General features: G+C 59.9%; 20 protein-coding genes and 4 pseudogenes. 17 read left to right on the top strand and 7 right to left on the bottom strand.

Annotation, left to right across the window (positions count from 1 at the left end):
* The first annotated feature begins 3 nt into the window (after window positions 1-3).
* The 7 genes from FHX14_RS14205 to FHX14_RS14180 all read left to right on the top strand — a co-directional run bounded on the left by FHX14_RS14205 (window position 4) and on the right by FHX14_RS14180 (window position 6,007).
* Window positions 4-936: a type IV secretion system protein gene (locus FHX14_RS14205; RefSeq protein WP_184377558.1), complete on the top strand. Its 933-nt coding sequence runs from the start codon at window positions 4-6 to the stop codon at window positions 934-936.
* Between the two features lie 40 nt (window positions 937-976).
* Window positions 977-1,258 (top strand): hypothetical protein, encoded by a 282-nt coding sequence (locus FHX14_RS33060; RefSeq protein WP_246713395.1) that lies wholly within the window; start codon window positions 977-979, stop codon window positions 1,256-1,258.
* 1 nt (window position 1,259) lies between these two features.
* Window positions 1,260-1,931, top strand: a complete 672-nt coding sequence (locus tag FHX14_RS14200) for a virB8 family protein (RefSeq protein WP_184377557.1) — start codon at window positions 1,260-1,262, stop codon at window positions 1,929-1,931.
* Complete coding sequence (virB9, locus tag FHX14_RS14195) at window positions 1,928-2,782, top strand: P-type conjugative transfer protein VirB9 (RefSeq protein ID WP_184377556.1); 855 nt, start codon at window positions 1,928-1,930, stop codon at window positions 2,780-2,782. The genes FHX14_RS14200 and virB9 overlap by 4 nt, the downstream gene beginning before the upstream one ends.
* Window positions 2,783-2,790: 8 nt before the next feature.
* Window positions 2,791-3,966 (top strand): type IV secretion system protein VirB10, encoded by a 1,176-nt coding sequence (gene virB10 / locus FHX14_RS14190; RefSeq protein ID WP_184377555.1) that lies wholly within the window; start codon window positions 2,791-2,793, stop codon window positions 3,964-3,966.
* An 8-nt stretch (window positions 3,967-3,974) separates the two neighbouring features.
* Window positions 3,975-4,979 (top strand): P-type DNA transfer ATPase VirB11, encoded by a 1,005-nt coding sequence (virB11, locus tag FHX14_RS14185; protein ID WP_184377554.1) that lies wholly within the window; start codon window positions 3,975-3,977, stop codon window positions 4,977-4,979.
* 81 nt (window positions 4,980-5,060) lie between these two features.
* Window positions 5,061-6,007 (top strand): IS630 family transposase gene (locus FHX14_RS14180; protein ID WP_184377553.1). Its coding sequence is split into 2 segments (ribosomal slippage): window positions 5,061-5,399 and window positions 5,402-6,007, totalling 945 coding nucleotides; the frame shifts between segments, so codons are not numbered across the junction.
* Between the two features lie 262 nt (window positions 6,008-6,269).
* Here FHX14_RS14180 and FHX14_RS14175 read toward each other — a convergent pair.
* The 3 genes and pseudogenes from FHX14_RS14175 to FHX14_RS14165 form a co-directional block, all read right to left on the bottom strand.
* Window positions 6,270-6,592: pseudogene (locus FHX14_RS14175) on the bottom strand (transposase); the annotation flags it as partial.
* A 63-nt stretch (window positions 6,593-6,655) separates the two neighbouring features.
* A pseudogene (locus FHX14_RS33055) lies at window positions 6,656-6,772 on the bottom strand (MafI family immunity protein); the annotation flags it as partial.
* An 85-nt stretch (window positions 6,773-6,857) separates the two neighbouring features.
* A complete protein-coding gene (locus FHX14_RS14165; protein WP_246713394.1) occupies window positions 6,858-7,028 on the bottom strand; it encodes a hypothetical protein in 171 nt (56 codons plus the stop codon).
* A 62-nt stretch (window positions 7,029-7,090) separates the two neighbouring features.
* Here FHX14_RS14165 and FHX14_RS33380 point away from each other — a divergent pair, with 62 nt between their 5' ends.
* The 3 genes and pseudogenes from FHX14_RS33380 to FHX14_RS14155 all read left to right on the top strand — a co-directional run bounded on the left by FHX14_RS33380 (window position 7,091) and on the right by FHX14_RS14155 (window position 9,113).
* Complete coding sequence (locus FHX14_RS33380; protein ID WP_281414166.1) at window positions 7,091-7,213, top strand: hypothetical protein; 123 nt, start codon at window positions 7,091-7,093, stop codon at window positions 7,211-7,213.
* 301 nt (window positions 7,214-7,514) lie between these two features.
* Entirely contained in the window at window positions 7,515-7,847 is a 333-nt protein-coding gene (locus FHX14_RS14160; protein WP_184377551.1) for a hypothetical protein, read from the top strand.
* A 106-nt stretch (window positions 7,848-7,953) separates the two neighbouring features.
* Window positions 7,954-9,113: pseudogene (locus FHX14_RS14155) on the top strand (acyltransferase).
* A gap of 469 nt (window positions 9,114-9,582) precedes the next feature.
* Here FHX14_RS14155 and FHX14_RS14150 read toward each other — a convergent pair.
* Window positions 9,583-10,773, bottom strand: a complete 1,191-nt coding sequence (locus tag FHX14_RS14150; protein WP_184377550.1) for a DUF1173 domain-containing protein — start codon at window positions 10,771-10,773, stop codon at window positions 9,583-9,585.
* A gap of 158 nt (window positions 10,774-10,931) precedes the next feature.
* A complete protein-coding gene (locus tag FHX14_RS14145) occupies window positions 10,932-11,984 on the bottom strand; it encodes a cytochrome P450 (protein ID WP_184377549.1) in 1,053 nt (350 codons plus the stop codon).
* Between the two features lie 561 nt (window positions 11,985-12,545).
* Between FHX14_RS14145 and FHX14_RS14140 the strand changes: the two genes are divergently transcribed.
* A complete protein-coding gene (locus FHX14_RS14140; RefSeq protein WP_184377548.1) occupies window positions 12,546-13,580 on the top strand; it encodes a toprim domain-containing protein in 1,035 nt (344 codons plus the stop codon).
* 144 nt (window positions 13,581-13,724) lie between these two features.
* On the opposite strand, the gene FHX14_RS14135 is transcribed toward FHX14_RS14140, so the two are convergent.
* Entirely contained in the window at window positions 13,725-13,904 is a 180-nt protein-coding gene (locus tag FHX14_RS14135) for a hypothetical protein (protein ID WP_246713392.1), read from the bottom strand.
* On the opposite strand from FHX14_RS14135, the gene FHX14_RS14130 reads away from it, so the two are divergent.
* From FHX14_RS14130 to FHX14_RS14120, 3 genes and pseudogenes are all read left to right on the top strand, one after another.
* Complete coding sequence (locus FHX14_RS14130) at window positions 13,903-14,844, top strand: DUF2493 domain-containing protein (RefSeq protein WP_184377547.1); 942 nt, start codon at window positions 13,903-13,905, stop codon at window positions 14,842-14,844. The two genes, FHX14_RS14135 and FHX14_RS14130, sit on opposite strands and share 2 nt — an antisense overlap.
* A 121-nt stretch (window positions 14,845-14,965) precedes the next feature.
* A complete protein-coding gene (locus FHX14_RS14125; protein ID WP_184377546.1) occupies window positions 14,966-15,187 on the top strand; it encodes an antitoxin of toxin-antitoxin stability system in 222 nt (73 codons plus the stop codon).
* Window positions 15,184-15,581 (top strand): annotated as a pseudogene (locus tag FHX14_RS14120) (type II toxin-antitoxin system VapC family toxin). Before FHX14_RS14125 ends, FHX14_RS14120 begins: the two are co-directional and overlap by 4 nt.
* 70 nt (window positions 15,582-15,651) lie before the next feature.
* On the opposite strand, the gene FHX14_RS33045 reads toward FHX14_RS14120, so the two are convergent.
* Entirely contained in the window at window positions 15,652-16,290 is a 639-nt protein-coding gene (locus FHX14_RS33045; RefSeq protein ID WP_246713391.1) for a WGR domain-containing protein, read from the bottom strand.
* Window positions 16,291-16,445: 155 nt separating this feature from the next.
* Between FHX14_RS33045 and FHX14_RS14110 the strand changes: the two genes are divergently transcribed.
* The 3 genes from FHX14_RS14110 (at window position 16,446) to FHX14_RS14100 (ending at window position 18,068) form a co-directional block, all read left to right on the top strand.
* Window positions 16,446-16,769: a DUF736 family protein gene (locus FHX14_RS14110; RefSeq protein WP_008530485.1), complete on the top strand. Its 324-nt coding sequence runs from the start codon at window positions 16,446-16,448 to the stop codon at window positions 16,767-16,769.
* A gap of 313 nt (window positions 16,770-17,082) precedes the next feature.
* Complete coding sequence (locus FHX14_RS14105) at window positions 17,083-17,250, top strand: hypothetical protein (RefSeq protein WP_003595440.1); 168 nt, start codon at window positions 17,083-17,085, stop codon at window positions 17,248-17,250.
* 335 nt (window positions 17,251-17,585) lie between these two features.
* Window positions 17,586-18,068, top strand: a complete 483-nt coding sequence (locus tag FHX14_RS14100) for a hypothetical protein (RefSeq protein ID WP_184377545.1) — start codon at window positions 17,586-17,588, stop codon at window positions 18,066-18,068.
* The last annotated feature ends 163 nt before the right edge of the window (window positions 18,069-18,231 follow it).

Here is an 18,231-nt window from a genome sequence, read left to right as displayed (position 1 = left end):
GCGATGTATCAGATTTTCAGCTTCGTCGACGGGCAGTTCAAGACGCCACTGGAAAACTTCATTTCCTCGGGCACCTCGAATGTCGCCAGCTGGGTGAGCGGCCCGCTGACGGCGGCGCTCACGCTCTATGTGGTGCTCTACGGCTACCTGGTTCTGCGTGGATCCGTCCAGGAGCCGATCCTCGAATTCGCCTTCCGGGCGATGAAGCTTGCCATCATCGTCATGCTGGTCAGGAACGCCGGCGACTATCAGACCTACGTCACCAATATCTTCTTCGACACACTGCCGCGCGAGATTTCACAGGCGCTGAACTCCGGCACCGCGCCAAGCGCTTCGACCTTCGACAGCCTGCTCGATAAGGGCCAGAAATGTGCCCACGAAATCTGGTCTCGCGGCTCCTGGCCGGTCGACATCGTCACCGGCATGGGCGGCATGATGGTCATCGGTGCGAGCTTCGTCGTGGCGGCGATCGGTTACATCGTCTCGCTTTACGCCCGGCTGGCGCTTGCCATCGTGCTGGCGATCGGTCCGATCTTCATCGCGCTCGCCATGTTCCAGTCGACACGCCGGTTTACCGAATCCTGGATCGGCCAGCTTGTCAATTTCGTGATCCTGCAGGTGCTGGTCGTTGCCATCGGCTCGCTGCTGATCACCTGCATCGACACGACATTTACGGCGATCGAAAGTTATAGCGATGTCTTGATGCGCCCAACCGCGCTCTGCGCCATCTGCCTTGCTGCCCTCTACGTCTTCTACCAGCTGCCCGGCATCGCTTCAGCACTTGCGGCGGGTGGAGCGTCGCTGACCTACGGCTATGGCGCTGCCCGTGATGCACACGAAAGCACGCTCGCCTGGGCGACATCTCATACTGCCAGGGCGGTCGGCCGCGGAGCACGTTCCGTCGGCCGCCGCCTGACGCCGGGCCGGGGCGAGTGACGGCCACAACGCTCAAGACAATTTGGACAGGTTATTTTGAATGATCCGTATCGTTTTATCGCTTTTGCTGACCGCTGGCCTCTCAGGTTGCGGCTCGATTTCCCACCCTCTGCCCAAATGTGATGGCTATTCCCGCCGGCAGCTCAACCGCGCCATGTGGCAGTGGCAGGACAATGGAGGCGGGCAGCCGACGACCGGGGCCGGTCCCGCGGAGCCGGCGAGCCATGCCGCCTCCTATGTGCCGGAGCCATCCTCCGCCACGCCTGCCGCCTTCGCACATTTCGATGTCGCGGGTTCATATCGTCCATGCGAGGACAGGTGACATGGTAACCACGGATAGTTTGAAGAGCTATTTCGAAAAGGCCCGCCGGTACGATCAGGACCGGATGATCCAGGTCGAACGTTCCGCCCGTATTGCCTGGTTCGTCGCCGTTTGCGCCGGCACCCTTGCTGCCGTCTCTGTATTTGCCGTCGCTGGCCTCACGCCCCTGAAAACCGTCGAGCCCTTCGTCGTGCGGGTCGATAATTCCACCGGAATCGTCGATGTCGTCTCGGCGCTGACATCCACCGCCGGCACCTACGACGAGGCGGTCACCAAGTATTTTGCGGCCAAATATGTCCGCGCTCGCGAAGGCTATGTCTGGAGCGAAGGCGAGGAGAATTTTCGCACCGTCGCTTTGCTGTCGACGCAGCCGGAACAGACGCGGTTTGCGGCACTCTACCGCGGCAGCAATCCGGATTCCCCGCAGATCATCTATGGTCGCAACGCTACCTCGCGGATCAACATCGTTTCCATCTCGCTGATCAACGCCAATGTGGCATCGGTCCGCTATATGAGAACCGTCACCCGCGGTGACGACATGCGCACCACGCATTGGGTTGCGACCCTGACCTTCTCGTATGCCAACGCCCCGATGTCCTCGACCGATCGGCTGATCAATCCGCTCGGCTTCGTCGTCAGCGAATATCGCGCCGATCCGGAGGCCATCAATTGAGACCGCACTTTCCTCTTCTGCTTATCCTGGCCGGCAGCCTTTCTTCGCCGGCGTTCGCCCTCGAAACGCCCCGCAGCGCGGCGCAGGATAGCCGCATCCGTTTCGTCGATTATCAGCCCTATAACATTACCAAGGTCGTCGGCACGCTCCGCTCTTCCGTGCAGATCGAGTTCGCCGCAGATGAAGAAATCGCCCACGTCGCGCTCGGCAACAGCGTTGCGTGGGAAGTGGCGCCGGCTGGCAACATCCTGTTCCTAAAACCCCGGGAAAATCAGCCGGTGACGAACATTTCGGTGGTGACGATGCGGCGGGACGGATCGACCCGCAGCTATCAGATGGAACTCACCGTTCGCGACGGCAGCGTCGAAGCCGGGCAGAGCACCTATTTCTATCTGAAATATCGCTATCCCACAGATGAAGCCGAGCGACGCCGGCAGGAAGCGGCCGCGCGGGCGCAAGCGGCGCAGGCCGGCGAGGCCGATCGCGTGCTTGCCCTTCACGAAGCCTATGGACCGCGCAACTGGCGCTACTCCGCGCAAGGGGCGCAGGCGCTCGAGCCGCAAGCGGTCTATGACAACGGCAAGGTCACGACCTTCGCCTTTGTCGGAAACCAGGAAATGCCGGCGATCTATATCGAAAACTCCGACGGCACCGAGAGCCTGGTCCCGAAGTCCGTCGACGGCAATCTTGTGCTCGTCCATGCAGTCAGCCGGAAGTTCATCCTGCGCCGGGGCGGTGATGTGCTGTGCATCTTCAATGAAGCCTACGACCGCGTCGGCATCAATCCCGAAACCAACACGACGTCACCGTCGGTCGAGCGCGTCGTCAAGGCGCAGCCCGATGCGCAATAGGAGGAGGCATGGCCGAGGAAGAGATGACCCAGATTCCCGGTGAGCGCGCCGAGACGTCGACCGGCCGCCGGCTCGACAACAATCCCATCCTCAAACGCGGCGCGGTCGCCCTCGCGATTGTTGCCTTCGTCGCATTTGCTCTCTGGTCGATGCGCGGGCAGGATAAGTCGTCAGACGGCGCGCAGCCGGAGCGGGTCGTCATCCGCCAGACATCGGATTTCGAACCGGCGAAGGAGCCGGTCCAGCCGGTCGCGACTCCGCCGCAGGTCCAACTCCCGACGCCTATTGCCATCGAACAGGCGCCGACGGACGATGACAAACTGCTCGATGCTGCCCGCCGTGCGCCGGTCATCGCTTATGGCGGTGAGGAGGCGCCGTCGACGCGGCGGCAGGATCAGGACAGGACCTCGGATCAAGCCTCGGACTACGTGCCGCTCGGCGCCAATGCCGGCGGCTTCGCCTCGCAGGGCGAAAATGAGGATCAGCGCTTCAACCGCTTGCTGACGCCGACGCAGTTGCAGGGATCTCGCGCCGGCACGCTGGGCAACCGCGATTTCATCGTCGCAATGGGGACCTCGATCCCATGCGTTCTGGAAACAGCGCTTTCCTCCGATCAGCCGGGGTTCACGAGTTGCGTCATCAACCGTGACGTCCTGTCCGACAATGGCCGCGTCGTGCTGATGGAAAAGGGCACCCAGGTTGTTGGCGAATATCGTGGCGGCCTTCGCCGCGGGCAGAAGCGCTTGTTCGTCCTCTGGAACCGGGCGAAGACCCCGAAGGGCGTGATCATCGCCCTCGCATCACCGGCAACCGATGCTCTTGGCCGGGCTGGCGTCGACGGCTATGTCGACACCCATTGGTGGGAACGCTTCGGTAGCGCCATCCTGCTGTCGATCGTCGGCGATGCCAGTTCCTATGCAAACAGCCGGCTGCAGGACAGCGATGTCGAAGCGCAAAACACCACCAGCGCCGGTCAGCAGGCCGCGGCGATCGCCGTCGAGCAATCGATCAACATTCCGCCGACCCTCATGAAACATCAGGGCGAGCTGGTTTCGATCTTCGTCGCGCGTGATCTCGATTTCTCGGGCGTCTACCGGCTTCGCGTGTCGGAGCCCCGCAACCGCATCTATGACCGCGCCGTGCTTGGAGATTTCGCGCCGGCGTCGAAGCTCGTGACAAAATAGGTTCGGCGATGACTGAAGCTGCGGACTCAGCTGTCGTGCGGGAATTGCTTTCGCCTTTTTCACGCTTCCTGCGCGACAAGACGCTCTATGAGGTCATCGTCAACCGGCCAGGGGAAGTTGTCACGGAGGGGAGGGAGGGGTGGCAGACCCATGACATGCCGGAACTCTCCTATGACAGGCTGATGCGTCTCGCCCGGGCGGTCGCGAGTTTCTCCCACCAATCGATCGACGAGACCCGGCCGATCCTGTCGGCGACATTGCCGGATGACGAGCGAATCCAGATCGTCATCCCGCCTGCAACGACGAAGGGAACCGTCAGCATCACCATCCGCAAGCCATCCTCCGTGTCGCTGACCCTCGAGGATCTCGATCATGGAGGATTGTTCGCAGATGTCGCGCCCGCCTCAGGCGACGGGAGACGATCGGACCAAAGGCTGTTGGAATATTATCGCGTCGGCGCCTATAAGGCGTTTCTCCGGGAGGCGGTATTCGCCAAAAAGAACATCATCATTTCTGGCGCAACCGGGTCAGGAAAAACGACCCTATCGAAAGCGCTGATCCGCTACATTCCGCAAAACGAGCGGATCATTTCCATCGAGGATACGCCGGAGTTGGTGGTCCCCCAGCCGAACCATGTTCGGCTCTTCTATTCCAAGGGCGGCCAGGGGCTGTCCAGGGTCGGCGCGAAGGACTTGCTTGAATCGTGTCTCCGCATGCGGCCCGACCGCATCCTGCTGCAGGAGTTGCGGGACGGAACCGCCTTCTACTACATCCGCAATGTCAATTCCGGCCATCCAGGCTCGATCACCACGGTCCACGCCGATTCCGCCCGCCTTGCCTTCGAGCAGCTGACATTGCTGGTCAAGGAATCTGACGGTGGCGGGGACCTGGAACGGCACGACATCCGCGAGATGCTGACGATCGCGGTCGACATCGTCGTTCAATGCAAACGGATCGACGGCCGGTTTCGGGTGAGCGAAATTTATTACCGAGATGCCGCTAGAGCGGGATGATTTTAGGTGGAATCGCAATTGGGATTCCCTTTTGGACGCAAATCAGATTCATCCTTCAGGCCGGTAAGGAGGCCGGTCTGGATGGCGAGACCTTTTTCGAATGATCTGCGAGAGCGTATTGTCGGGGCGGTGACGCAGGAGGGGCTGTCGTGCCGGGCTGCGGCCAAACGCTTCGGTATTGGCATCAGCACCGCGATCGATTGGGTACGGCGGTTCCACGCAACGGGCAGTGCAGCACCCGGCCAGATGGGCGGCCACAAGCCGCGGGCGATCTGCGGTGGCCACCGGGAATGGCTTGTCGAACGCTGCCGCGCGAGTGCGTTCACGCTGCGCGGACTGGTCGCGGAATTGGCGGAGCGGGGTCTGGACGTGGATTACCGGTCCGTCTGGGCCTTCGTCCGGGATGAAGGGCTGAGTTATAAAAAAAGACGCTGGTCGCCAGCGAACGGGAGCGACCCGACGTCGCCGCCAGGCGGGCGCGCTGGCTGAAGCATCGCCATCGCATCGATCCGGCCCGTCTTCTCTTCATCGACGAAACCTGGACGAAGACGAACATGGCGCCGCTCAGAGGCTGGGCGCCGCGTGGCGAACGGCTCTTGGGCAAAGCTCCCTTCGGCCATTGGAATACGATGACGTTCATCGCCGCGCTTCGAACCGACCGCGTCAGCGCACCATGGATCATCGATGGCCCCATCAACGCCGAGCGCTTCCTCATCTATGTCGAAAAGGTGCTGGTGCCAGAGCTCAAACCTGGCGACATCGTCGTGATGGACAATCTCGGCTCGCATAAAGCCAAGGCGATCCGGGTCGCCATCCGCAGGGCCGGCGCCCGACTATTCTTTCTGCCGCAATACTCCCCAGATCTCAATCCGATCGAGAAGCTCTTCGCCAAGCTCAAACACGGGCTGCGACAGGCACAGGCCAGAACCCGCAACGCCATCGACGACGCACTTGCAGCCATCCTCCAAACCGTCTCGCCAAAAGAGTGCCTAAACTACTTCAAGGAAGCCGGATATGAACGGACGTAAAATCATCCCGCTCTAAGGCCGGCGACAATGGCGGCGTGTCGGCTTCTTGAATAAGCGCGGCGCGGCAGAGGAAAGCGTGTTGTAGTCCGGCCAAGTTCGAACCTCCCCTTGATAGCAAATCGCAAGCACTAACGGGGACGCTTCCTGCGGCAGTTCAGAGTTTCAGCCTCTGTAGATCATTGGTTCGATTGTCATCAAGGCGTTATTCTCCCTCGCCAACCTGCACCGCGCTTGCTGGATCTCCTACTGGAGCAGATCCTGTTCAATCCGGGTCATACCCTGTAGCCCTAAAGTAGTTTGCACATTCTGCGGGTGTGAAGCGGGGGGCAGGGCGCCCACCGCATCCCATAGAGCATCAATTTTTCGCTCTGCCCGAGCCCGCAACATGGCTTTCAATTTGGCGAATGCGTTCTCAATGGGATTGAAGTCTGGACTGTAGGGCGGCAGGAACATGAGCTTGGCACTGGCGCGCTCGATGGCGTCACGCACGCCCGCGGTTTTATGGGCGGGCAGATTATCCATGACGACAACGTCACCGATCTGAAGTGTCGGCAGCAACACCTATTCAACATGTGCCATGAAGACAAAATTCATGAACTTGCTGAATTCTTGAATGGCTTTCAGCTCCTCTTGGGCCGGTATTATGTCAAACTCGTACAACAGTGTGCATAGATTTTCCAGCGCCACAGCACATTCATTGTGCGCGGCGAGGGATGTGTACTCTTGAAAATATTCATTGGGTAACCGCCCATTGAAGCCACTGATGAGTTCTAGTACTCGTTTCTCGACGTCTAAGCGCGCACCTCAATATTGTGGGAAACCTATGACGATGCCGAGCGCTTTGTCTGCCTCAAACAAAATCTGGCCGAGGTACGTTCGGCATGTTGTCATAAGCTTTAAGGATCACTTCCAGCGGTGTCAGGCTCTCATCATGATGCTGGTAAACAATTTTCAGCCATGTCGCCGCCCTCAAGAATTGACCGCCGCCCAACCAGATTTCCTCAAGGTTGGCCTGCAACATCCGACGGCCGGCCTCGAAGAGTTCATATTTATCGAACTGACCACGAGCGCTGTGCCATTGACGTGCTCAATGAGCTCGACATCGACCACGATACGCATGAGTACCGCATCAATGGCGGTCGCTGGAGCAACGCTTTGGCGGCCGACGATACCGGCATCTATGTCGACGCTCGTCCCTCTGGGTGATGAGAGACTCGGCTCGCTGGCGTCGATTATCCTTGCCATCACGCGGAAACCGGCCTTTCAATCCGGGCCGGTCATGTCGACTACGGGACGGGTGAGGTTCTTCGGCCGAACCATGCCCCGCGGCTCTGACCGTGCGAAGATTTAGCTGGAGGCGGCGCAAGCCGCCTCCAGCTATTGCTTCTGGGTAAGAGGCGAGGGCGGATAATGGATTGCGATGCATTCTAATGAATGATGCACACGCGGGTTAATCACTGAATCAACCACCGCTTGCGGTCGTGCGGAAAATTTGCACTGATGTCGTATGCCGACCCACCGCTCATTCTCGCCGAAACATACAGCCGGGAAACAAGCTCGCCCACGGTTCAGGATGGAAGCGCTCTATTTGGCGATCGTCGCAGGTGGAGTGGTCGGATACCTCGGCGCCGAGGTTTGGCCGGAGTTTGCTCCAATTGCCGGCCTTGCCGCTGGCTGCAATATCAAGGGCAATATCAGCATCGGCAGCGGCGAACGCATCTATCACCTGGCGGGTCAGGAGTATTACAACGAGACCCGGATCTCCCCGCAGTATGGGGAGAGATGGTTTTGCTCGGAAGCGGAAGCCCGCGCTGCCGGCTGGCGTCGTGCCGGAAGATAGATGCCGGTCGAGGCCTTCATACAGACTGGCGAGCGAACAGCGCTGGCATATTAACGAAGCCTCTCATGGATCAGGTCGCGTGAGCCTTCAAGGAAGAATAGAAAAGATGCAGCGCCTTGATCACCGACCGGGGGAAGAAAGGCTCCTGGCCACCGCCGACGCGCTGGGCGATTCGGCATTCCCTGGGGCTTCGTATACCGCTCCGACCGACGCCCAGAGCCTTGGTCGCGGCGCAGGCCAAACGAAGGACCGCTTCATCTTTCTGGATGAGCTTCGAGGGATAGCTGCGCTGTCGGTAGTTCTCCTGCATGCCAGCCAGCTTTTTGGCTTTCGTCTCACTTCCCAAGCCTCGCTGGCCGTGGATTTCTTCTTTTGCCTCAGCGGATTCGTACTCGCAAATGGGTACGACCAAAAGCTAAGGTCGGGTCTCCTGCCGAACCGTGTATTTTTCTTAAAGCGCTTAGTACGGCTTTATCCTCTGATCGTGATTGGTGTCGCCTTGGGCGCGCTTGCGGCACTTGAACACCGGTTGTTCCTCTCACGGACATCCTGGTGCTTACAGTAGGCGCATTGCTCCTATTGCCTTTAGGCCTCCTCGTTGGGCAAGACGCGTTTGCGATTAACAATCCGCTTTGGTCCCTTTGTTTTGAAATGGTCGCAAGCGTGGCTTACGGATCAGCCGCTCGCCGAAGAATTCATTTTTGGTTTGAGATAGCGCTTCTCGCGGCAATGGCGATAGCGCTTTTCCACGTCGTCACAATCGAGGGCGGCATCGGGCCGGTTGGATTCGCGAGCTGGCGAGCGTTCTTAGGAGGATTTGTCAGGGTTGGGTTTTCGTTCCTCGCGGGCGTCTTGATCTTTCGCTGGAATATCAATCATCGCATCCGGGCGGTTCCACCTCAGATTCCGCTTTTCATCCTGGTCGGTGTTTTATACTTCCCCTTTTCGGTCTACGGAAGCATGTACGATTTCGTCTGCATCGCTGTCATACTTCCCATATTGGTTGCGTTGGCCGCCACAGTTACGTCAAATGAAAAGCGACCATTCGCGGCATACCTGGGGCAACTGTCCTATCCCGTCTACGTTATCCATCAGCCGATTATTCGGTTCGGCGCTCAATTCCAGTCTCTTACCGACGGCTACATTCCCTGGCCAATCACAGTGACCTGCACCCTCTTTGCCGCTGTCGGCGTGGCGCATATCTTGCACATTTGCTATGATGCGCCCGTCCGCGCTTACCTGGGCCGTAAGTTTTCCCTGAATTAGACCTACCGTGCCGCGATACCGAACGCATCCAACACTTGGGTGGTTATCGTTCCCGTGACCTTAAGATTGTTATCTCGCTGCATCTGGCTTGGAGTAGCACGCGTGGCCGAAGGGAATCGCGGAGCAGAAAAATAGGGCCGCTGGGAAACCAGCGCCCTTTAGTCAATAACCTTCAGAGGGGAACAGCTGACGCGATGGCACTGGGAGGAAAACCATCAACTGCATCAGCTGGAGGCAATATGCTCATATTTTGACCGGTTGGTAAAACATTTATTGCAGTGCAGTTATGCAGAAAAGCCGGGGATCTCACCTGGCCAATTTGTGGGCAAAGTTCTTACTGTCGAGATAATCCGCGTGTTGGACGATAGGTACAGCTACAAAGCCGCTCTTTCAAAGCCGCCGGTCTGTGCTCTTGCGGACGGTTTTACTTTTACGATCATCAGACATAACGAGGTGTAGCCGATGCGGATCATGGCAAGCGTGGCATTTCGCCCTCGGCAACTCGCCAAATCCATGGTTTCATCTCGGCTCTTGCGGCAATCATTTCATTCAAGGCAATCTCGTATTCTTCGTCGGCATTCGGCGGAACGATGAACATCGCGACGGGTGCCGGCCTTGCCTCCGGCAAGGTCACGGCGGCAATCGGCTGATCGCGTGAAAGATCAAACCGCAGCCCTTTCACGCTCCTGCGCTTCAGGCGGGAGAGCCGCTCCAAGAGGCGCTGTTCATGGATGTTTTCGAACGGGGTCCAATTCTCGTTTACCACCATCATCGCCACTTCCTCGATAGTTGCGATCCCCGCGCCCGAAATACCAAACGTGGCGATCACGATGAGATGGAACTCCTCGTTCGATCGCCACAGTTCCAACTCTGTCTCATATCGGGCGTTGAGCCGCTTCCACGCGCGTTCATCGATCATGAAAGGAAAGGGGAGGTGGCGCACCAGTATTTTCTGGCCGTCGCGTGCCGACGAAAACTCCTTCACCTCAGCGACCATCATCATCAGTTTGCGCGGCCCGGAGCCATTTGCCTGGGCTCCAGCCAACATCGCGGCGCGCCGGGCGGAAATTCCATCCTTGTCTTCCTGGTGAAACACTTCCGGAACGAACAGGATGTCGTTGAGCGGGCCGCCGCGGACGATCATCTGTCTTGCGGCATTCAACAGGCTGCCGCGGACGCGGCCCCAGCCGCGTCTCCCGGCCCAGAGCGACGTCCATTCCGTAAGCTCCCCGGTATCCCAGAGATAATGGAGCATTGCCCTCAGCGAGAGCTTCTTGGGATCGCGCCGTATGGTTTCCGACGGCTCAGAAGGCATTGTTGAAACCGATCGGTTCCCTCGTTTCGATAGGGAGAAGTCGAGTTTTAGCATCGCTTCGCCGGTCGTTGCGTCGATCTGGATAGCATTGCCGATCAACGGGCCGAGCCCGGATAGCTCGTATGGCGGTTCGTAGGATGGGCATTCGGGGTCATGATCTCGGCCTGAAAGCGGCATGCGCTTGATGAGGAATTGTTCATCCGTCCTGGCAATGTACATCGCGATGGCCGGCTCGCGGCATGGGCAGAGCGGCCTGAGCTTCTGTTCGTAAGCGCGCTCGAGCTGGGACTGAAACTCGGGAGAACTCTCATCGAACGTCTGGCTGCCGATCAAAAACTGTCGCACATCGTCCCTCGCTTTCCTGACGAAAGGCTGATCAAGCCTGATAGGAGCGTAGCACGAGGCTCGTGAGTTATACTAGTGTAAATTAGTTAGTATAGCGGGTATCGGGGATTTGAGTACGCGCCAATTAGATGAAGTCACCCACCGGAGAGGCTCGTTGCTTAACAGCGCAACCGCCAGCGCAGGGGCATTCCTCCGGCGGGACGCAGTGAAAACCGCGCCGTCGGCGCCGGCATTCGATCGCAGGGTTTCGGTTCCATCCACTGCAGTATTGCGGCAAGGGCCAAGGCCGTCTCCATCAAACCGAAGTTCTGGCCGATACAGACGCGAGGGCCGGCGCCGAACGACAGGTAGGCATAAGGTGGCCAATCCGGTTCGCCGATGAAGCGCTGCGGGTCGAACCTCGCAGGATCCTTGAAGAACCGGCCATCGCGCTGGGTGATAAATGGAACGATCTGCACGAGATCGCCGCGACGTATTGTGTGGCCGTTGATGTCCACATCTCTGAGCGCTTCGCGCAAGAACAGCGTATAGGCCGGCGGATAAAGCCGCAGTGTTTCGTTGAGGATTGCCGCGATTGTAGGCAGCGGTGTAAGATCGGAGGCTTTCGGGGGCGCGCCGCCGAGGACGCTGTCGACCTCACGCAGAGCCGTCTCAAGCCACTCGGGGCGAGCTGCGAGCGCGGCGATTGCCCACGCGAGCAGGGCGCCGGAGGTTTCGTGGCCGGCGATCAACAGGCTCATGGCATCGTCGCGTATGGCTGTCGCGCAACGCTCGTGATGCTCGATCAGGCTGGAAACGAGATAGGCGCCGCCATCTCCGGGGCGTTCGAGCGCCTCCTTGACCAATCCCATGACGAATTCATCCATATTTTGCATGGCGCGGCGCTTTCGACGCGCGAGTGGCAGAGGCAGCCAGCCCGGAATGATCAGCGACGTGCTTTCAGCAAAGGCGACGATGGAGAGGTCCTGCACCGCTGTTTCGATCTCATGAATATCGGCGGCCGGACGCGCACCGAACAGCGTTCGAACTGCGATGTTGAGAGCAAGCCTCGCCATGGCCTGGTCTGCATCGAATTGCAGTTCGCCGTGACTATCGGCTCGAGTGCCTAATATCCCGATCAGATAGAAAAGGGCGGCGCAGGGCAGGATTACGGCCAGCGGAAATGCGAGAAAATCATCCGGTTTGTTATCAACAAGTTTCAGAAAGGCCAAGCCGTCCGAGCGCCAATGCCGATGCGCATATGACGATGCCGGTTAGCAGCAAAGGCCTTAGGTGAAAATGCTGATCCGCAATGCACGTCCGGAACGGTCTTCAACCAGCATGAGCTACAGCATCCTGGTTTCAAATCCTTGAATGGGCGTCCAGGTAAGTTCAACATCGACGCGTGCGTGCAGGTCTCCGCTCCGAATCCTGGAATTTCGGCACTTTCGATCATGAGAATTGGGAGTCAACAGCATGACAATTAGGAGTCATCAGATCGAAATCTGATGGCTGCGACAGCGTGGAGCCGTGTTCCAACTGCCTGCTACCGGCCTTTCAGACCGTGAGCCGTTGGCATGGGGAAAGAGGGAGAGAGGGGCCGGAAAGGCCTGGCCTAGCGGGTTTGAGAGCGCCGGCATGGGCCGGCCCTTTCTTCGCTCTCGACAGGTTTCTTATGAACGTGATCTTTTCTCAGCCTGCGACGAGCAAGGAGGGTCCGGCGATCCTTGCGCGCCTGATGCAGCGCCATCCGCTGACCGATATCGCCAGCCGTTCGTGACGGAGGCGATCTCATGCTATCCGCCTCGGAACTGGCGGGCAGTCTTGCGCGAGATGCAGAAGCGGTCTGCCGCCATTATCTCTCCGCCGGCCGGCGCGCCGGCAATTACTGGATCGTCGGCGATGTCGAAAACAACAAGGGCCGATCGCTCTATGTCCATCTGACCGGCCCGCGCGCCGGCCGATGGACGGACGCGGCGACCGGCCAATACGGTGATCTGCTCGATCTCGTGCGGGAGACCTGCGGACTCGTGGATTTCCGCGACATTGCCGAGGAGGCAAGGCATTTCCTCAGTGTTCCCCAACCCGAACCGGCCTCGTCCCGAAGGAGCGGCGACGGCGGCTATGCAGTCGACCGGCCGGCGGCCGAACGGGCGCGGCGTCTATTTCGCATGACGCAGCCGCTGGCAGGCACGCTTGCCGACAGCTACCTGCGTAAACGCGGAATTTTGCGGACATCCGAGTTTACCGCGCTTCGCTTCCATCCCTCCTGCTACTACCGGGATCTGATGACTGGCCGAGCGACCAGCTACCCCGCGGTGGTTGCGGCCGTGACCGATGCCGCGGGCGCGATCACCGGCGTGCATCGCACCTGGCTCGATCCTGATGGCAACGGCAAGGCCAAGGTCGAGAATCCGCGTCGTGCGCTTGGCGGGCTTCTCGGCAATGCCGTGCGTTTTCGTTTCCCGGCCTCGGCTCCCATACCGGTCATGGCGGCCGGCGAAGGTCTCGAAACCATGCTGTCGCTTGCCGCTGTCATGCCGGGCATGCCGATAGTGGCGGCACTGACAGCCAACCATCTCGCCGCCTTCCAGCTCCCGCCCGGATGTCGGCGCCTCTATATCGCCGGCGACGCCGACGCAGCCGGCCGGCGCGGGATTGCGGGCTTGAGCCGACGGGCGCAGGCGCTGGGGATATTGCCGCTGGTCCTTGCTCCCGCGCTCGGCGACTTTAACGAGGATCTGCGCTGGCTCGGCCCCGACCGGCTGACAGCGCAGCTGCGGGAACAGCTGGTGCGTGAGGACGTGGTTGCGTTTCTGCCGGCATGATGCTTCCCGAGAAAGATTGGTGGGGAGGGACCGATCGCTGGTGGGGAGAGCTGGTCTGCGATGTCCTCCCTTCTGAAGGGCGCGCCCGCGGGCCTGCCGAGAGGCGACCCTTACCACGCAGGCGTCGGGCCTTCAGCGGGTCAGTCAGGTTTCTTCCCCGCGCCGGCTGGCCGGCGCTCCTCGCGGGCCAAGAAACCTTCCTTCCGCCGCCCGGCGCTGGCGCTGGGCCGCGGCGCTGCGCTTGCGGTTCCGGCCCGTCTCCCGCGTGAACGGGATCGCCGTCAGGCCGCGAGAGGCGCGGCCATATCGTATGGAGATCATCATGGACATTTCCTCATTTCGCGAAGACGGCTTCGAACCCCACCATGCTTCTTCCCCGACAGACCGCTTCATCTATGAGATGCAGCTCCATGGCCACCGTCCCTTCCAGGACGAGCCCGATCCGCGGCCGCTGCCCGAGGAGCCGGTCGTCCAGTCCGCGCTCACTGCGATCTTCGACGCCCTTTTTGAAATGCTCGGCGATACGCGGCTCGAACCCGATCTCGAGGACCTGCTCTGGTCGATCCCCAATCTCTTCCACCGGGCCGGCGAGCGCGTCCAACGCGAGCTCGACCGCAACGAGGAGGCGCAACGAACCGGCCAGCGCGAGCAGGATGGTTCGGAGGTGAAGAGCGTCGAACTCGAGCGCCACGTCGCCGAGGGCATTACACTATTGGAGCGACGCAACGCCTTCGAGTTCATGCGCGATTATTCGTCCGACATATTCGAAGCCCAGACTGGCTCCTCCTGGCGCCCGCGCACCGGTTCCAAAGTCAGCCACGCCAACATGACGGCTGCGATGATCGACTCGAGAGATTTCCTCTCTGCCCGCCGGCGTGCCGAAACCGAAGTCCTGATCCCGGTCGGCACCAAGATCGCCTTCTCCGGCGGGGTGGATTACAACGACCATGAACGGATCTGGGCAAAACTCGATCAGGCCCATGCCAAGCATCCCGATATGGTCCTCCTGCACGGTGCATCTCCGAAAGGCGCCGAGCGCATTGCCGCCTGCTGGGCCGAGGCCCGCAAGGTCACTCAGATCTCCTTCAAACCGAATTGGACGAAGCACGCCAAGGCTGCCCCGTTCCGCCGTAACGACGAAATGCTGTCGGTGATGCCGGCCGGCGTCATCATCTTCCCCGGTTCCGGGATCACCGGCAATCTGGCCGACAAGGCGCGCCGGCTCGGCATCCCCGTCTGGCAAGCTACGGGGGATGGCGCCTAAGCGCCATATTCATCCTATCCCGTCTTGCATTTCGAGGAATTTGTGTAAACAATTCCATCGAACCACGGAGCCTTTCAATATCTGAGCATGACCGAACGCATCATCTCCCCGCCGTGTGGGCGTGCGGGAGTTTCGCGGTAATTTGACATCCTTCCTGAAGCAGATTCAGGAAGGGCAGAGGTTCGTTCTGATATCCCATCATAAGGTCGTTGCCGAAATCGGCCCTCCGTCAGCCGATGTGGCCATACGCAAGCCCGGCGCTTTGCGCGGCAAGATTGGAATTTCCGATGATTTCGACAGCCTGCCCGCAGACGTCTTGAAGGCGATGGAAGACGGGACGTGAGGTTTCTGCTCGATACGCATGCATTGTTATGGTGGCTGAATGACGATGATAGGCTGGGCGGCCGTATGCGCAGGCTCATTGCCGATCCTGAAAACGATGTGCTTGTGAGCGTTGTTTCCCTTTGGGAAATCACAGTGAAGCTGCGGATCGGCAAGCTCGATGCAGACATAGAAGATATCCTTGCGGTCAGGGGTCTGGCCAGCTCGATATTGCCGATAAACATCTGATCGAACTCGGAAAGCTTCCCTTCCATCATCGTGACCCCTTCGACTATCTCCTCATGGCGCAGGCGGTCGCGGAAGGAGCGTATTTTGTTTCGGAGGATCAGAATGTGCCGCTTTACGGCATCGCGTTCCTGACTTGTTCGGATACCAACTTCGCCGGTCCCATCTGAACGATAGATGTGGGGTAATCGTCTCAAGCGAGAGCAGGATGTGAGCGCATCCGGCAAGCCGGACCAGGTTCTATTCCGCCGGTGTCGCCGGCTCCACGAAGCCTGCAGTCTTCGCGCCTTGCGGCGTAACGATCCCTTGCGCGGTGGCTGCTGCACTCTCTTGCCGATAGCCGCGGAGCAGTTTGCGGCCGGCTGCATGTTCACGGGCTGCAGCAGCTTGCCTGGGCGTATCGAACAGTTCCACCTTCAGCCGACCATCGGTTCCGATCCGGCCCCAATTGCGCACGAGAGAACTGCCTCCGAACAATGTCGGCTGGATCGACAGACGATAGAAGCGCGCCAAATTCCGAGACGGATCGATCTGGTAGAGCAGGGTAAAGTCGGCTTGTGCATCCATGATCGGATCTTGCGAGTTCAGCAGTTCGCCGTCCAACGCGTTTCCTGAATCGGTCATGGCGGATCGATTCACATCGGTGATGCATCTTGCCGCTCGGCTGTCTCTTCGACCATGTCCGCCGCCAGCGGCGATCGGCGTCAGAGGAGGTGGCACTAGGGACAACTGGCGATCCTGCGCACGGCAGGTCGGCGGAGACAGGCGAAGGCGTATCAGCGGGCTTGCACCAGACATCAGGAGCAGCGGATTCCTGGCATTGGATCCGATCGGATAGCCACGGATAGCTGTTTCCCAACGGTCGCGGTTCAGGACCATTCCCGTTCTCTTATGTCGCCTTTCTAATGGCCCGGCCGCCATCAACGTCAACCCGCAAGGGGTTCCCCTGCGCTGGCGCTTCGGTGACGCCTGCGGCTCGGCCCCTTCTTCGGGCGCCATCGGGAATGGTCCCGAGCAACCGAAGGAGACATACCATGGCCACCACGATCGCAACCCTTACCGCCAAGACCGACGGCAGCCTCGAAGGCATCTTTGCGACCATCCGGGTGAACGCGCCGATCGCTATCGTCCCGAACGCCAGCAAGACGAGCGAGGAAGCACCCGACTACCGCATCATCCACCGCAAGACCGGCTTCGAAATCGGGGCGGCTTGGAACCGGATCGCTCGCCAGACCGGCGAAGAATACCTTTCGGTGAAACTGGAAGCGCCCGAGATCGGCGTGATCTTCGGCAACGTCGCCCAGGCCCCTGGCGGTGACCCCGGCAAGAAAGTCATTCTCTGGAACAGCCCGGCCTGAGGCGACCGGCCGGCCCCGCACGGGGGCTGGCCCTTCCCCGGAAATTAAGCCGGCAACGGGCATCGAGCCCGCTGCCGGCTTTTCTGGTGCCATACGGAGAGGGAAGGTCTGCTCAGTCCGCCCGAGGGTGCCATGGCGGCATGAAGGCCTCAAGGACGAGCGGTTCCCCCAATTTTGCCTCCGCTCTGGTTCCCTCCGCTCCGACAAAATCGGCTCCCCCACCCGCCGGCTCCCCCGGTTGCTTCGCAATCCTTGACCCCTCCATCCCGCCATGGACGCGGGCGTCGTCTTTCACAACGTCAAGGAGACGACAATGACCACTTGCATCGACGAAATCATCGAGTTGCTGGGCGCCGAGCTGCGGAATGCCGATCCGGCCGAGCGCCGGCAGATCGAGAACGAACTCGAACTTGCGCTGGCCGAACGCGAGGTGATCTGGGCCGAGCAGGATGGCCGCATCGACGCAGAGCCTCCGTTCTGACGGAGGCTTCTTGCCACATTCTCCAGCCTGGCCGACCGGATCGACCGGCCGCCCAGGCTATCAGGGATTTCATCCCTCGACACTGCTGCCGGCTAACGCCGGAAACGGTCGCGGCCCCTCCAGGCCCGCGGGTCTCTTCCCTTTCTTCCGTCCTATTTTACTCCAGCAAATCCGGCGTCAAGGACGGCGCGGTCTCCCCCAATTTTTCCGCCGCTGCGTTGCACTGCGCTACCCGAAAAAATCGGTTCCCCCGCTTGCGAGCCGCGTCCCGCGGTCCTTGACCCCTCTTTGCAACAGAGTGGCCGATCTCTGTCATCAACGAAGGAGATCACATCATGACAACCGATCAGAACCTCATGCTCTACACCAAGCTTGCCGGCTTCCGGCTCGTCGTTGTCGCAAACCGGTTCGGCTGCGACAGCGATTTTTCGCGGGAGCTTCACGACCGCCTGATTGAAGGACTCGAAGCGGCAATCGCGCGGATCCTCGTCATCATGGAATTGGAGCGAAGCGTTCTCGCCGGCGAGGACGAATTCTCCGCATATCGGTTGGAAGGGGAGATGGAGATTTTCGGGGGCTTTGCCATCAATCTGCTGGACGAGCTCGAAATCGATTGCGACACGCATGAATACCGCATCAATGGCGGCAGCTGGATCAATGCCTTGACGGCGGATTGCGGTGGGGTCGATATCGCATATCCGAAATTGGTTGGTTTGACCGAGGCGGAACTTGGCCCGCTGGCGCCGATCGTAAGGGAAATCACCATGGAAACCGGAATTCCGGTTCGTGCAGCTCTTATCGTTCAATCCTGGCAATAGAGCGCCACAGATGCCGAGAGGCGGCCCCTCCGCCGCCTCAGGCTTCCCATTTGGTAGGCGTAACAACGTTGAGGATTCCGGCAATACTGCTAGCTCTCGAGGCGAGAAAATTGCAGCATTGTTGTGAATGCTGTATATAACAACAAATACAGCAACACGGAGA

Source organism: Rhizobium sp. BK619, from assembly GCF_014195245.1.
Taxonomy (GTDB): Bacteria; Pseudomonadota; Alphaproteobacteria; order Rhizobiales; family Rhizobiaceae; genus Rhizobium; species Rhizobium acidisoli.
This window is presented reverse-complemented; position numbering and strand designations above follow the sequence as displayed.

Coding starts and splice junctions, on each gene's coding strand:
- FHX14_RS14205 (WP_184377558.1), top strand. CDS start 4: ATGTATCAGATTTTCAGCTTCGTCGACGGGCAGTTCAAGACGCCACTG.
- FHX14_RS33060 (WP_246713395.1), top strand. CDS start 977: ATGATCCGTATCGTTTTATCGCTTTTGCTGACCGCTGGCCTCTCAGGT.
- FHX14_RS14200 (WP_184377557.1), top strand. CDS start 1,260: ATGGTAACCACGGATAGTTTGAAGAGCTATTTCGAAAAGGCCCGCCGG.
- virB10 (WP_184377555.1), top strand. CDS start 2,791: ATGGCCGAGGAAGAGATGACCCAGATTCCCGGTGAGCGCGCCGAGACG.
- virB11 (WP_184377554.1), top strand. CDS start 3,975: ATGACTGAAGCTGCGGACTCAGCTGTCGTGCGGGAATTGCTTTCGCCT.
- FHX14_RS14165 (WP_246713394.1), bottom strand. CDS start 7,028: ATGTTGCAGGCCAACCTTGAGGAAATCTGGTTGGGCGGCGGTCAATTC.
- FHX14_RS14160 (WP_184377551.1), top strand. CDS start 7,515: ATGCCGACCCACCGCTCATTCTCGCCGAAACATACAGCCGGGAAACAA.
- FHX14_RS14140 (WP_184377548.1), top strand. CDS start 12,546: ATGCTATCCGCCTCGGAACTGGCGGGCAGTCTTGCGCGAGATGCAGAA.
- FHX14_RS14130 (WP_184377547.1), top strand. CDS start 13,903: ATGGACATTTCCTCATTTCGCGAAGACGGCTTCGAACCCCACCATGCT.
- FHX14_RS14135 (WP_246713392.1), bottom strand. CDS start 13,904: ATGATGATCTCCATACGATATGGCCGCGCCTCTCGCGGCCTGACGGCG.
- FHX14_RS33045 (WP_246713391.1), bottom strand. CDS start 16,290: ATGGTCCTGAACCGCGACCGTTGGGAAACAGCTATCCGTGGCTATCCG.
- FHX14_RS14110 (WP_008530485.1), top strand. CDS start 16,446: ATGGCCACCACGATCGCAACCCTTACCGCCAAGACCGACGGCAGCCTC.
- FHX14_RS14105 (WP_003595440.1), top strand. CDS start 17,083: ATGACCACTTGCATCGACGAAATCATCGAGTTGCTGGGCGCCGAGCTG.
- FHX14_RS14100 (WP_184377545.1), top strand. CDS start 17,586: ATGACAACCGATCAGAACCTCATGCTCTACACCAAGCTTGCCGGCTTC.